The organism is Phocaeicola barnesiae DSM 18169 = JCM 13652 (assembly GCF_000374585.1).
Classification (GTDB): domain Bacteria; phylum Bacteroidota; class Bacteroidia; order Bacteroidales; family Bacteroidaceae; genus Phocaeicola; species Phocaeicola barnesiae.
Window position 1 is genome coordinate 226939 of the sequence record NZ_KB894645.1, and the last position, 15014, is coordinate 241952.

Below are 15014 nucleotides of genomic sequence, written 5' to 3' on the forward strand. Positions count from 1 at the left end.
AATTTTTGTGCTGAAGAATTTTATTATCTTTACCGCAAATTCAAGCACCCCTGATATGAAAAAAATCAAACTAGGACTTCTGCCACAAATTCTGATTGCCATCGGACTGGGCATTGCTGCCGGCACCGTCTCACCGGCACTTCCTGTACGCATTTTCGTGACATTCAACGCCCTTTTCAGCCAGTTCCTGAACTTCATCATTCCACTGATTATTGTAGGACTGGTCACTCCGGCCATCGCCGATATCGGGAAAGGGGCCGGAAAGATGTTGGTAGCCACCGTTCTTCTGGCTTACGGCGCTACCCTGTTCTCCGGATTTCTTTCGTTCGGCGTAGGTGAAACATTTTTCCCCAGCCTCATCACACGGAACATTCCGTTGGAGGAAATCAGTGAGGCAAAAGGCACCACTCCCTTCTTCACCATATCCATACCGGAACCACTCAATGTAATGACAGCCCTTGTCATGGCCTTTACTGTCGGACTCGGACTGGCACACCTGGATACCGGTTATCTGAAAAATGCCTGCAATGATTTCAAGGAAATCATCGTCAAGACCATCCAGGCCGTCATCCTTCCCCTGCTTCCGATATACATCTTCGGTATCTTTTTCAATATGACGCATTCCGGACAAGTGTTCCACGTGTTGGCCGTTTTCGTCAAGATTATCGGAATCATTTTCCTCCTGCATATTTTCCTGCTGATATTCCAGTACTGTATCGCCGGACTGTTGGTACGCAAGAACCCGTTCCGTCTGCTGGGAAAGATGATGCCGGCCTATTTCACCGCTCTAGGTACACAGTCTTCGGCCGCCACCATTCCCGTTACCTTGAAACAGACCATCCGGAACGGAGTACACGAAGGAATTGCCGGATTTGTAATTCCACTGTGTGCCACCATCCACCTGTCCGGAAGTACCATGAAGATTGTAGCCTGCGCACTGGCACTGATGATGATGCAGGACATTCCATACGACTTCCAGATGTTTTCGGGATTCATCTTCATGCTGGGAGTAACCATGGTAGCCGCTCCGGGAGTTCCGGGTGGAGCCATCATGGCTTCTCTCGGTATCCTGTCGTCCATGTTGGGATTTGACGAAAACGCACAGGCCTTGATGATTGCTTTGTACATCGCCATGGACAGCTTCGGCACGGCGTGCAATGTGACCGGCGATGGAGCCCTGGCCCTCATCATCGACAAATGGTTCGGTCCGTCAAAATCTCAACACCAGTAACCGGAAAACAACCATTCACAACGTACATCACCTGAAAACGACAGGAGGCTGTCTACCCTGAAAGAGTAACAGCCTCCTGTCGTTTTTATCTATATTGTCAGATTACTTGTTCAATTTCCAAGTGAATCCGTCTTTGGTATCTTTCACTTCAAAGCCCAAGGCAGCCAGGTTATCGCGTATCTTGTCGCTGGTCGCCCAGTCCTTGTTGGCCTTGGCCTGCATACGCTGTTCCAACAGCATGTCCACTACCTTGCCGTATGCTTCTTCACGGGCAGCATTGTTCTCAGCCTCTGCTTTCAGACCCAGAATATCGAATACGAAGAGATGGAATACCTGCTTCAGCTCTTCCAGGTCGGCCTCACTGATACTTGCCTTCTTGTCAATGACCGTATTGATCATACGGGTCGCATCAAACAGATGAGAGATGACAATCGGCGTATTCAGGTCATCGTTCATGGCTTCGTAACATTTTTCACGCAGTCCGGCCGGTTCGATACCCGAAGTCGTCTTCGCCGGTGTAATGCGTTCCAGGTTCTTCACACCTTCCAACAGACGTTCCAGTCCCTTTTCGGCAGCCTGTAGCGCTTCGTTACTGAAGTCCACCGTACTGCGATAATGTGCCTGCAGGATAAAGAAACGGATAGTCATCGGCGAATAAGCCTGAGTCAGCAGCTTGTTCGAACCGGTAAAGAACTCATCCAAGGTAATGAAATTACCCAGTGACTTACCCATCTTCTGTCCGTTGATGGTAATCATGTTGTTGTGCATCCAGTAGCGTACCATGTCATGTCCCTGTGAAGCGACACTCTGTGCAATTTCACATTCGTGGTGCGGGAAAATCAGGTCCATACCTCCACCGTGAATATCGAAGTTCTCGCCCAGATACTTGCGTCCCATAGCGGTACACTCACAGTGCCAACCCGGAAAACCGTTGCTCCACGGCGAAGGCCAGCGCATGATGTGTTCCGGCTGGGCACATTTCCACAAAGCGAAATCGGCCGGATTATGCTTTTCCTGCTGTCCGTCCAGTTCACGGGTAGTATTGATGACATCGTCCAGGTTACGTCCGGAAAGTTTTCCGTAGTGATGGTCTTTGTTATATTTGGCTACATCGAAATAAACGGAACCCTGACTCTCGTAGGCATAACCGTTCTTCAGAATTTCCTCCACCAGCTGAATCTGCTCGATAATGTGTCCGGAAGCGTGCGGTTCAATGCTGGGTGGTAAAACGTTCAGCGCTTCCATTGCCTTGTGATAACGATTCAAGTAATATTGTACCACTTCCATCGGTTCCAATTGCTCCAGACGAGCCTTCTTGGCAATCTTGTCTTCACCGTCATCGGCATCATGCTCCAAATGACCTACATCGGTAATGTTCCGTACATAGCGCACCTTGTATCCCAGGTGAGTCAGGTAGCGGAACAGGATATCGAACGTGATGGCAGGACGGGCGTGCCCCAAGTGGGCGTCACCGTACACGGTAGGACCACATACATACATGCCTACATGCGGGGCATGCAAAGGAACGAAAGCTTCCTTGGTACGGGTCAGTGTATTGTAAATGATTAGTCTATTCTCCATAATGATTCCATTGTTAAATGTGCAAATTTATAAATTATATACAGAAAAGCGTGATTTCTTATACAAAAATCACGCTTCAGTTTTCCTTTTTCTACCTGAAGAAGCGGGAACACATTTTCATATCCAATACGCAAGGCTACCCCCGAGGTTATCATAAAATTACATTTTTATTACAGAAAACCATCTCCAAGCAAGAAAAAAAATGGAATCAGTTAATAAAACTTTCACGGTTACAAGCAACCCTTAAACTATGTTATGAAACATAAGAATATAATTGGATTATTTGCTCGTTTTACAGGATTCCGTATCTTTGCATCGTGTTTTTCATAGTATTAGATTTTAAGGTTAACAAAGGTTGGAGTACAGCGGTACTCCTTTTTTTATATCCATAAGTAAAGTACTATTTGTCGGTTCCGATATTTTTCACAACTTTATTCTTCAACCTCTCAAGCAGAAAATATCTTCCACCTCTAATTCTTAACAAACCTAGAAACTAAATAAGGATTCCTTAAAACATGTTATTAAACATGATTTTTAAGCTCCATTACTTGCATATATCCAGGTATTCCGTACCTTTGCATTGTGTTTTTCATAGTATTAGATTTAAGGTTAACAAAGGTTGGAGTACAGCGGTACTCCTTTTTTTATGCTTATAAATGAAGTGTCCTAAAAACAAGATGAATTGACCATGGAATCTCCTAAAAGTGTTTTGCTCGGTATGAGCGGAGGAACAGACAGTTCGGTGGCAGCCCTGTTGCTGCAGGATGCAGGATACCGGGTAACCGGTATTACCTTCCGTTTCTATGAAAAAGACGGGAATACCGAATACCTGGACGATGCACGGGAGTTGTGCGACCGGCTAGGTATCCGTCACCTTGTATACGACGTACGGGAGGAATTCCAACAACGCATCATCAATTATTTTATCCGTGAATACCTGGAAGGACGTACGCCTGTCCCCTGCACCTTGTGCAACAATTACCTGAAATGGCCGCTACTGCAGCAAGTAGCCGATGAGCAAGGATGCGATTATTTTGCTACCGGACACTATGTCCAGAAACAACAGATTGACGGATACTGGCACATCACACAGGGAGCCGACCCCGACAAGGACCAGTCGTTCTTCCTGTGGGGACTTCCGCAATCCATCCTGCAACGGATGCTGCTTCCGATGGGAACACTGACGAAAACCCGGGTACGCGAAATAGCAGCCGAACGGGGATTCCTGAAAGCTGCCCGTAAACGGGACAGTCTGGGAGTCTGCTTCTGCCCCATGGACTACCGCACCTTCTTACAGGAACACGTTACCGACGGACACATTATGCCCGGAAATTTCTACGACGAGCAAGGGAACTTTCTTGGGAAGCATGACGGCTATCCGTTCTACACCATCGGCCAACGGAGAGGACTCGGCATCCACCTCAACAAAGCGGTCTTCGTCAAGGAAATTCATCCGGCAAGCAACCGAGTCATTCTCAGCGACAATCTGCAAGCCTTGGAGCAACACGAAATGATACTGACGGACTGGAACATCACCAATCCTTCCGCCTTACTGGGACAAAACGACGTCATTGTCAAGATACGCTATCGGAAACAGGCCAACCGCTGCACCGTAACCCGTACCACCGACGGTAACCTGCACGTCCAACTGCACGAACCGTTGGCTGCCATTGCTAGCGGACAGGCCGCTGCCTTCTACCGGGACAATGTGGTACTGGGAGGTGGAATCATCGCTTCCAGCCGATAAACCGGTATCGGACAGGTAAACCATACTTATCCACCCATCATTGACCGTTTATCCACAACCTGTTCACAAACAAAGAACAGCTATTAAATATTGATTATAAGAAATTTATCAAATATTCATATTGGGACAGATTTTTATATGAACAACCTTATCCACATCCCTGTTGAAAACTCCGGAAAGGATAAGGAAGATAAAAAAGGCATCTGCAACGCCTCTTCCGAAACGCTGCAGATGCCCACTTTTTTAATCTTATTCCTTCTACAGAGAATTTACATACGCATTCAGTTCCTTCACCATATCGGCAGCCGACTGATGAGTGTAACTTTCACTACCCGGCATAAATCCTCCCAACAATTTATTCAGTTTCCCTAATTCACGACGGGCATTCTTACGTACCAGTTCATCGCGCAGGATGAGTATCTTCTCGCAACACTGCAATCCTTCCACCAACCGTTCAAACCGGATACTGCTTCGCGGACCCGGATAGATGCAATAAGTATCGCCGGCAGCCCAGGTACGGAAACGGGAATCGTGCAACGGGTCGGCAGGCCAACTCATGGTAGACCAACGCAGATAACCGTCATATCCTCCGGCTACAGCATGAATAGCGGTCCAGGCGGCCTCAGCCGGTGCAGAGAAAGTAAAGATATTCGGGAAAGGTTCCGTACAGCAGGTATAATACGTACTGATCTGCCCATTATTTTCCCGTTCTGCCTTTACCTTGGCTGGGAAAGTCTGTCCGTAAGGAATACACAGGTAATACAAGTCTGACTGAATTTCATCATGATAGTTACCGGCCAGCATAATCTTGTATTCCGGGTCGGCCTCTTTGATGACCTTGATGGCTTCCTGCATGTCTTTCAACGGACGTTCATCCATGGAAATGGAAGTCTTTCCGAACCATCCTTTTTCCTTGAGGTGACGAGCAAAATCTTTCAGGAAGGTACCCCAATAGTCCGTATAGGCCTGTTCGCCCGGTTTGGCCTTGACGAACAGTACCCGGTTAGTAGCCTGGTCATAATAGTCGAAGCTCAATTCCCAAGGTACCATTGTATAACAGCTTATCAATCCGTCGATGCCGACATCGTTCATCATAAAATCTACCCACTTGTCGAATACCGTATAATCGAATGCCCAGGTACCGTCCAGCTTCTTCATCCGGAAAATCATGCTGTCATAATGGTCGTACGTCTGTCCGGCCCAAGGCTTGTGCATGATACTGGCCGTAATGGTGCGTTGTCCGGCATCTGCCAACATCCGCATGATGGGACGCATGGCATCAAAATGTTCCTTGCTCCACAACGGAACCTGATAATAACGGGCTATGGCATACGGATTCTGCCACAAATCAACATACATCTTCCAATCTTTCGGTGCAGGCAATGTCCTTTCATCTACCCGTACTTCCACTGTCAACGATTTCTTTCCAAGTTTCTCGCTCGATACAGACAGCTTTCCCCGATAAACACCCGGCTCGGCAGTGGCCGGAATCCAGACATTCACCCATACCGGCTGAACCGTACGGGCCTTGACCGGAAGCAGCGAACCGGCATCCAGGATATCGGCTACCATGGATGAATCCCAGTCGGCTTTGTTCAGGCGTTCTCCGCAACCTCCCTTACCGTCTTTATTCAGTTCGTCGGTCATGACATATCTCACAAAATGCGTACGTACCGCCGAGGCAGGTATCACTTTCTTCCCGCTCTTGAGTTCAGACATTTCCATCTTCACCTCACCCAAGTCTTCTTTAGTCCACAACAGTGCCTGAGCGTTCACCCGCTCTCCTCGCCAGCCCTCCAGCCGGATGCTGTTCTGTTGTTTCACCTCGGGGACATCCAGTTTCTTGTAACGGACATCCGTAGTTGCCCAACTGAAGCAAGCTGCCTGCTTCATCTTATCCCATACGGCAGCATCGTCATGAGGTTTGGTATCAGTCCATTCCTCAAACTGAGCCAACGGGAAGCGTTCAGTCTGCTGCGCGCTGGCATAAGTAGTACCTGTCAGCAACAGTGCTAATAGAAGTAGTTTTTTCATAACAGATTGAGTATATTACAACATAAATCAAACAAAAAAGCCCTGATGCCCTCAGAAGCCTCACAAGATTTTCTATTCTTGAGAGGTCTCCGATGCATCAAGGCAACGACCAAATATAGTGAAAGGTAAGCGGAGAGGCAAATGAAAAACGAAGTTTTTTCAAATTTGACTGTTCCGACCCGTCACCTGCATGCCGCAAATAGAACCGCATAGATACAAAAATTCCGGGGAAGTTTCCCCGGAACCTATCATTTCTTTTTCAAGTCTTCAGCTGGAACAATACGATAAAGTTTGTCGCTCGGACGGATACGCTCAGGTACCTTGAACGATACATGCACTCCTTTCTTTACCACATCCACCGGTTTCAGGTCCACACGAGCCTCATCCAAGGTAAGATACATCGCTCCGGTCGTCGGTCCGGTAATGAGCAACTTATCGCCTACCTTAATCTCGGCAGCCTCTATCAGGAATTCAGCCACACCGATGTTGGAGAAATACTTGATACCGCGTCCGGCATAGACTTTCCGCTCAGTCGCTTCAGAACCATAGTTCTTGCTCCATTCACCCAGACGCTGTCCCAAATAATACCCGTTCCAGAAACCACGGTTAAAGACAGTCTTCAAACGGGTATCCCAATCGGCTACCTTTTCTTCCGTAAAGGTACCGTCCAGGTACGAACGGATTGCCTCCTTGTAACATTCCACCACGGTCTTTACGTACTCAGGTCCGCGGGCACGTCCTTCTATCTTGAATACCCGTACGCCGGCCTCTATCATTTCGTCCATGAAATGAATGGTCTTCAGGTCTTTCGGCGACATGATGTATTTGTTGTCTACTTCCAGTTCGATGTCGCTTTCCTTATCCTTCACGATATAAGCCCGGCGGCACACCTGCATACAAGCGCCCCGGTTGGCCGAAGCATTCAGCTCATTCAGACTCAGGTAACATTTTCCGGAAACCGCCATACACAAGGCACCGTGACAGAACATCTCTATCCGCACCAGTTCGCCCATCGGACCCTTAATCTGTTGTTCCTGGATAGCTTCATAGATTTTCCGTACCTGTTTCAGGTTCAGTTCACGCGCCAGTACCACTACATCGGCAAACTGCGAATAGAACTTCAATGCCTCCACGTTACTGATGTTCAACTGGGTAGAAAGGTGTACTTCCTGCCCCACCTGATTGCAGTAAGCCATCACCGCTACATCGGCGGCAATCACCGCGCTGATACCGGCTTCCTTGGCCGCATCGACAATCCGACGCATCAATTCCAGGTCTTCATCATAAATAATGGTGTTGATGGTGAGGTAACTCTTCACTCCGTTTTCGTCACAGATACGGGCTATCTCCCTCAAATCATTGATGGTAAACGTGCTGGCTGAACGGGCACGCATGTTCAGGCTTTCAATTCCGAAGTAGATGGAATCTGCTCCGGCATGGATGGCAGCCGCCAAAGACTCACGGGAGCCTACGGGAGCCATGATTTCAAAGTCTTTTATTGAATAACTCATCTTCTACAAATTAATGGACTGCAAAGGTAGTGATTTTCCGCCAAATGATACGGCAAATTTCGTATCTTTGCACCCTCAAAAGTCATGCAATGAAGATAAGAAACATCGATTTAGGAGAAAAGCCGGTACTGCTGGCTCCGATGGAAGACGTAACCGATCCTGCCTTCCGCCTGTTGTGCAAAGAGTTCGGTGCCGATATGGTCTATACAGAATTCGTTTCGAGCGACGCACTGATCCGTTCGGTCGGGAAAACCATACTGAAGCTGAACATCAGCGATGCGGAACGTCCCGTAGCCATCCAGGTATATGGTAAAGACACCGATACCATGGTAGAAGCGGCCCGCATCATTGAAGAAGCGAACCCAGACATCATCGACATCAATTTCGGATGCCCCGTGAAACGAGTAGCCGGAAAGGGTGCCGGTGCCGGTATGTTGCAGAATGTACCGAAAATGCTGGAAATGACACGTACCATCGTCGATGCCGTCAAAGTTCCGGTCACCGTCAAGACCCGCCTGGGATGGGATGCCGACCACAAGATTATCGTAGACCTGGCCGAACAGTTACAGGATTGCGGTATCGAAGCGTTGACCATTCACGGACGTACCCGTGCCCAGATGTATACCGGCGAAGCCGACTGGACCCTGATAGGAGAAGTAAAGAAGAACCCACGCATGCGCATTCCGATTATCGGCAACGGCGATGTCACGACTCCCGAACGGGCCAAGGAATGTTTCGAGAAATACGGAGTAGACGCCATCATGATCGGACGGGCCAGTTTCGGCCGTCCCTGGATATTCAAGGAAGTGAAACATTACCTCCAGACCGGCGAACTGCTTCCTCCTCTTTCCTTCAAATGGAGAATGGATGTCCTGCGCCGTGAAATAGCCGATAGCGTAAACCTGCTGGACGAACGCCGGGGTATCCTGCACGTACGCCGCCACCTGGCCGCCTCTCCATTGTTCAAGGGTATCCCCAACTTCAAAGAAACCCGTATTGCCATGCTCCGCGCAGAAACGGTAGAAGACCTGAATAATATCCTGAACCATATTGAAGAGACTTTCGGAAAAGAAGCATAAAAAGACAGAGAGACGATACACTGAGCAACCAGTATACCGTCTCTCTATTTTTATAATATATCCGCTGTATATCCTACATCCGTGATGCCTTCTTGACATCTCCGGTTATACGGGCCGGGGTACCTGCGTAGCTTACCGAACCGGCACTGGAAATATGTACGTCCAAAGTACCGCTGGCAGAACAGGTTATGTCACCGGCAGAAGAACTGCTGGCTGTCACATCGGCGGCACGTAACTTGTCGGCACGGACATCACCGGCAGAACCCGACTCAAGGACAGCGTTCCGGCAAGTACCTTCCAACACGATGTCGCCCGAAGAACTGGCAGAAGCCTGCACATCGCCTCGGCAATCAATACCTTTAATCTTACAGTCGCCCGAAGAAGAAACCTCAGTTTTCAATTGAGTGCAACGCAACGACTCCATCTTGACATCACCGCTACTGGAAACATCTACCGAAGCACGCTGACATTCTACCCGATTGAGCGCAATATCTCCACTGCTGGAAATCTGTGCGGTCAAGTCACCACATTTTACCGACTCAGCCGTAATATCGCCACTGCTCGAAGCCGAAAGACTGACCGGTTTCTGGGTCGTCAAACCGTTAGCCAATTCGATATCGGAAGAGCTTCCTGTCTCAAAAGAAACGACTTCCGGCGCATAGACACGTACCTCGTAGGTACATTTCCCTTTGATGGAAGTACCGCGTTGCATACCGACATTAAGTGTACCATGCGATTCTTCCACACGGATACGTTCTATCAGATTGTCCGGTGCATAAATCTCGGCGTATGGAGATGAGGTAGCCGTCTGATAATAGACCACATCGACCGAAGAAGAGGAACTGATAGCCTGGATATCCGAAAGAGATACCTTTTTCGTTACATACGTTTTACTGGGAACAATTCCCTGAGTCTGGAACAGGCCGTTTCCATTACTGCTGCTTCCAGCGAAACAGCTTGATAAACTCACTGACAAAGCAACGATGAACGCTGCCGATTTCACTTGTGCTAATGTTTTCATTTCTGTTTGTGATTGATTTAAAATTTCTATTTCTACCTATTAAACGCAGTTTTCACTCAAAGGTAACAGAAAAAACGGATTTTTTTACTCTTTTACCCGAAAAACTGGCGAGATGAACCAACGCTTGTACATCAGTGTAGCCAACTGGTAGACAAAGAAAGCCGTACCAAAGCCCACCAAAGCATCAATCAGGTAATGCGCCTGAATGTATACCGTAGCACAGCACAACAGGATATAGAACGGAGCCAGCACATAAGCCAGTTTATGATTGATACGCCAGGCCATAATCATCACAATGGTAGAGATACCCACGTGCGAACTCGGGAAAGCCGCCGTAGGACGTTCCCCTACTTCCTGCGAAGCTTCTACCAAATTGTAGAAAAAGCCGTGTTCATAACCAGGGCCCGGAATCAGGTAATCGTTCGTATTGAAATAAGTACCGATAGCCGGAAAATCACAGGCATTTACCTTATCCATCCCAATGGCCGGAAAATAGAACTGAGGACCTGCCACCGGAACCAGGATATAGAACAGGTAGTAGATAAAGAAAGAAGTAACCAGCACAAAACAGATTTTCTCGAACCATTCGAAACGGTTCAGGAAATAATAGACTACCACCACCAGAATCATGGGATAATAAAAGAAATACCCCATATTGAACGGTTCGCTGAACCAGGCGGACGGACAGAGCTTACAGAACTCCACCGAAGGCTGGCAATGGAACAGCCATTGCTCCAACCGGGCAAACACATGGTCCAGGTTCGGGAACAGGCGGTTGAACTCGAACGTATCGGGGTACCAGTATGCCAACAAAGACATCTGTACCGCCATACGGATGAAAGCCGTCAGCCGGCAAGGGAACAACTGGTACAGGTAAATCAACCCGAACGTCAGGACAACGATACCCAGACGCTCCATCAGCATCAGTTCCGGATGGTCCATCCGCGAAAACAGAATCAATATCAGGATTGATGTCAGCGCATTGTATATCAAGCTGATACTTTCTACGGCAAACAGTCCCCTGCCACTGTGTACCCGTTCAAACAATTTCAAATCTATAGCCATCCTTCTTTCTTATACCAAGCGATTATTTCTTTGACACCTCTCTCCAACGGATACTCCGGACGGTATCCCAATTCCTTTTCCAGCGGTGTAATGTCGCACCGCCAGTTGCGCTGCCTCATGATTTTGTATTTGTCGCAATTCAGCGTACTCGGCTTGCGAAGCAATTTCGCGACGTTTTCCGAAACGAACGAAATCACTTTCAGCAACCACAACGGACAGATGAAACGGAACATCCAGGGATTTCCCAATTCCTTCCGTATCAGGTCCGAAAACGTACGGCTGCTGTATACATCGCCATCCGTTACAAAATAAGACCGACGTATCACCTGTTTGTCGATAGCCAGGTAAATAGCCTGCACCAGGTCTTTCACAAAGACAAAAGTCAGGTCCTGCCGCCGGAAACCGGCCATGAAATCCACATGATTCCGGATAGACTTTGCCATCAGGAAATAATCCCGTTCCCGTGGACCGTACACACCGGTCGGCCGGAAAATGACGTATGGAAAATCCTTCAAGGAAGCCAGGTATTCTTCCGTATGTAACTTGCTCAGTCCATACGCCGTATCAGGTTTCGGGACATCGGTTTCTGTGATAGACTGATAATTCTTTTCATGAATCGGGCCGAACACACTCAACGAACTGAGATACAGGAACCGTTCCGGAACCATATTCAGTCGTTGCAGGGTTTCGATAAACAGACGGGTCGCCCAGTAATTACCCATCTCGAAGTCTGCCTTATCAAGACATTTGGTCACACCCGCACAATGAATGATGTAATCCCATCCTCCATGTTGCATCCGATGCTGCTTCAACTGTTCCTCCAAATGCGTACTGTCCGTAAAATCCAGCTCCGCGAACTGGATACGGCTATCCTGCAGGTATTTCCGGCTGCTCCGTTTCCGCACACCGGCCCAAACCTGGAATCCACGTTCCAATCCGCCTTCTACCAGAAAACTCCCGATGAAGCCACTGGATCCGGTCACTAATATTTTTTTCTTCATAACTTTTGTTTCGGGTTCTACATCCACCGACTATTCCCGGCTTTTCCTATCATTGAAAACATTTAAACGCCTATTTCTCCCTATGTCTTGGAAAAAATAATTTCCATTCTGTTACATTCTGGTTAGGAATGTACAAAGATAATGGTTTTTAATTCCTTGTCAGAAAATAAACGGATGAAATCGCAGCGAATTGCATTTATTTTGTTTACTTTGTAGATACTAATTTTTAAATAAGGAACGACATGGCTAAGAAAAAGAAAGAAAAAAAAGGCGGAAAACGCATGAAGAAAAAAGAGCTGGTAGAAACGCTTATCAGCTACATCCGCACCAAGCCGTTTGAAGCATTCAGCCTCAAACAGTTGTTTCAGGGACTCAACTTGACTACCCATCCACTGAAGATGCTCTGTGCAGACACCGTTCAGGAAATGGTCGAAGATAACTTCCTCATCGAAGTAGAAAAAGGCAAATACAAACTGAATGACAAGGGACAAATTCTGACGGGTACCTTCCAACGCAAAAGCAACGGAAAGAACTCGTTCATTCCGGAAGACGGAGGAGAACCGATCTTCATTGCCGAACGGAATTCGGCCCATGCCATGAACAACGACAAGGTAAAAGTGGCCTTGTGTGCCAAATGCAAGAAGAAAAGCCTGGAAGGTCAGGTCATCGAGATTCTGGAACGTGCCAATACAACCTTCGTAGGAACTCTGAAGGTCAGCAAGAACTATGCTTTCCTGCTGACGGAAACCAGTACCCTGGCCAACGATATCTTCATCCCGAAGGACAAGCTGAAAGGCGGTAAAGACGGCGACAAGGCTGTAGTGAAAATTACGGAATGGCCCGAAGAAGCCAAGAACCCCTTCGGAGCTGTCATCGATATTCTGGGCAAGGCCGGTGAGAATACCACCGAAATGCACGCCATTCTGGCCGAATACGGATTACCGTATACTTACCCGCAGAACGTAGAAGCAGCCGCCGAAAAGATTCCGGCTGAAATCACTCCCGAAGACTATGCGGAACGTGAAGACTGCCGGGAAGTGGTAACCTTCACCATCGACCCGAAAGACGCCAAGGACTTCGATGATGCCCTTTCCATCCGGCAGCTGAAACCGGGACTGTGGGAAGTAGGTGTACACATCGCCGATGTATCGCATTATGTCAAGGAAGGCAGTGTCATCGACAAGGAGGCTGCCCAACGGGCGACTTCCGTATACCTGGTAGACCGTACCATCCCGATGCTTCCGGAACGTCTGTGTAACTTCATCTGCTCCCTGCGTCCGGATGAAGAAAAACTGGCCTATTCGGTCATCTTCACCCTGAACGAACGGGCCGAAGTAAAAGACTACCGCATCCGACATACCGTCATCAAGTCCAACCGCCGCTTTACGTACGAAGAGGCACAACAGATTATCGAAACCGGCGAAGGGGAATACAAGGAAGAGATTCTGACTCTGAACAAGCTGGCCCAGATTCTCCGCGAAAAACGAATGGCGAACGGTTCCATCAATTTCGACCGTTGCGAAGTACGCTTCGAAATCGACGAGACCGGCAAGCCGCTGAGTGTCTACTTCAAGGAATCGAAGGAAGCCAACAAACTGATAGAAGAGTTTATGCTACTGGCCAACCGTACCGTAGCCGAACACATCGGTAAAGTGCCCAAGAACAAAAAGGCGAAAGTCCTTCCCTACCGTATCCACGATTTACCGGACCCGGACAAACTGGATAATCTGAGCCAGTTCATCGCCCGCTTCGGCTACAAGATACGGACCGGAGGCAGCAAGACAGACGTTTCGAAATCCATCAACCGCCTGTTGGCCGACATCAGCGGAAAGAAGGAACAGAACCTGATAGAGACCGTCTCCCTACGGGCCATGCAGAAGGCACGTTACTCCATCCACAACATCGGACACTACGGACTGGCCTTCGATTATTATACCCACTTCACCTCGCCGATCCGCCGGTATCCGGACCTGATGGTACACCGTCTGCTGACCCGTTACCTGGCCGGAGGACGTACTGCCCAAGCCGACAAGTACGAAGCGTTGTGTGAACACAGTTCTGCCATGGAGCAGACGGCAGCCAGTGCCGAACGTGCCTCCATCAAATACAAACAGGTGGAATTCATGGGTGAGCGTATCGGTAATGTATACGACGGTGTCATCTCTGGTGTAACGGAATGGGGACTTTACGTCGAAATCAACGAAAACAAATGCGAAGGCATGGTTTCCATGCGCGATTTGGGCAATGACTACTACGAGTTCGATGAAAAGAACTACTGCCTCATCGGCCGTCGTCACCACCAGAAATTCAGCCTGGGCGACCCGATTCAAATCAAGGTGGCGCGTGCCAACCTGGAAAAGAAACAGCTGGATTTCGTCTTGGCAGACAATGTACTGACACCGGATGTCCCGGAAACAGAAACAAAAGCAGCAGAACCGGTCAAGGAAACGAAGAAGTCCGGTAGCCGCCGTAAAAGTTCCAAGAAACGCTAAAACCCCATCAGACGAATTCAATTATCATTGAAATGTCAATTGAGCATCGTCTGAAAAGTATTTAAAAAGGTCACAACCTCCGTATTACGGAGACTGTGACCTTTCTCCTTATTTCACCCGTCGGTTCAACTGGTTATTCGCCTTTTCGGGACGGGACTTCCCGACACGTTTTCCGCTGGTTTTCTTCTTCCCCGCCTGCTTCGCTTTGTAGGCAAAAGGGTTCTTCTTGTTCACTACCATATATATATCCTC

General features: G+C 48.3%; 11 protein-coding genes. 4 read left to right on the forward strand and 7 right to left on the reverse strand.

Features of this window, described 5'->3' with window-relative positions; translation table 11 throughout:
* Positions 1-55: 55 nt before the first annotated feature.
* Positions 56-1231 carry a dicarboxylate/amino acid:cation symporter gene (locus C510_RS0104890; protein WP_025892214.1) on the forward strand — a complete coding sequence of 392 codons (1176 nt, stop codon included), beginning with the start codon at positions 56-58 and terminating at the stop codon, positions 1229-1231.
* A 102-nt stretch (positions 1232-1333) separates the two neighbouring features.
* Here the strand turns inward: C510_RS0104890 and cysS are convergent, their stop codons facing one another.
* On the reverse strand, positions 1334-2812 hold the full coding sequence (gene cysS, locus C510_RS0104895; protein WP_018710219.1) for a cysteine--tRNA ligase: 1479 nt from the start codon (positions 2810-2812) through the stop codon (positions 1334-1336).
* A 688-nt stretch (positions 2813-3500) separates the two neighbouring features.
* Between cysS and mnmA the strand changes: the two genes are divergently transcribed.
* Entirely contained in the window at positions 3501-4559 is a 1059-nt protein-coding gene (gene mnmA / locus C510_RS0104900; RefSeq protein ID WP_018710220.1) for a tRNA 2-thiouridine(34) synthase MnmA, read from the forward strand.
* A gap of 258 nt (positions 4560-4817) precedes the next feature.
* Here mnmA and C510_RS0104905 read toward each other — a convergent pair whose 3' ends face one another.
* Both C510_RS0104905 and C510_RS0104910 read right to left on the reverse strand, forming a co-directional pair.
* Positions 4818-6593, reverse strand: coding sequence for a DUF4091 domain-containing protein (locus C510_RS0104905; protein ID WP_025892212.1), 1776 nt, complete (start codon positions 6591-6593; stop codon positions 4818-4820).
* A 248-nt stretch (positions 6594-6841) separates the two neighbouring features.
* Positions 6842-8104, reverse strand: coding sequence for a peptidase U32 family protein (locus C510_RS0104910; protein ID WP_018710222.1), 1263 nt, complete (start codon positions 8102-8104; stop codon positions 6842-6844).
* Positions 8105-8193: 89 nt separating this feature from the next.
* Here C510_RS0104910 and dusB point away from each other — a divergent pair, with 89 nt between their 5' ends.
* Positions 8194-9183, forward strand: a complete 990-nt coding sequence (gene dusB, locus C510_RS0104915) for a tRNA dihydrouridine synthase DusB (protein ID WP_018710223.1) — start codon at positions 8194-8196, stop codon at positions 9181-9183.
* A gap of 73 nt (positions 9184-9256) precedes the next feature.
* Here dusB and C510_RS0104920 read toward each other — a convergent pair whose 3' ends face one another.
* From C510_RS0104920 to C510_RS0104930, 3 genes are all read right to left on the reverse strand, one after another.
* The gene (locus C510_RS0104920; protein ID WP_018710224.1) at positions 9257-10204 is read right to left on the reverse strand and encodes a GIN domain-containing protein; all 948 of its coding nucleotides are present in this window, start codon (positions 10202-10204) and stop codon (positions 9257-9259) included.
* Positions 10205-10288: 84 nt separating this feature from the next.
* Complete coding sequence (locus C510_RS0104925; RefSeq protein WP_018710225.1) at positions 10289-11269, reverse strand: phosphatase PAP2 family protein; 981 nt, start codon at positions 11267-11269, stop codon at positions 10289-10291.
* A complete protein-coding gene (locus C510_RS0104930) occupies positions 11260-12270 on the reverse strand; it encodes an NAD-dependent epimerase/dehydratase family protein (RefSeq protein WP_018710226.1) in 1011 nt (336 codons plus the stop codon). The genes C510_RS0104925 and C510_RS0104930 overlap by 10 nt, the downstream gene beginning before the upstream one ends.
* A gap of 242 nt (positions 12271-12512) precedes the next feature.
* Here C510_RS0104930 and rnr point away from each other — a divergent pair, with 242 nt between their 5' ends.
* Positions 12513-14762 (forward strand): ribonuclease R, encoded by a 2250-nt coding sequence (rnr, locus tag C510_RS0104935; protein ID WP_018710227.1) that lies wholly within the window; start codon positions 12513-12515, stop codon positions 14760-14762.
* A gap of 108 nt (positions 14763-14870) precedes the next feature.
* On the opposite strand, the gene C510_RS17815 is transcribed toward rnr, so the two are convergent.
* Positions 14871-15002, reverse strand: a complete 132-nt coding sequence (locus C510_RS17815) for a hypothetical protein (RefSeq protein ID WP_018710228.1) — start codon at positions 15000-15002, stop codon at positions 14871-14873.
* Between the last annotated feature and the right edge of the window lie 12 nt (positions 15003-15014).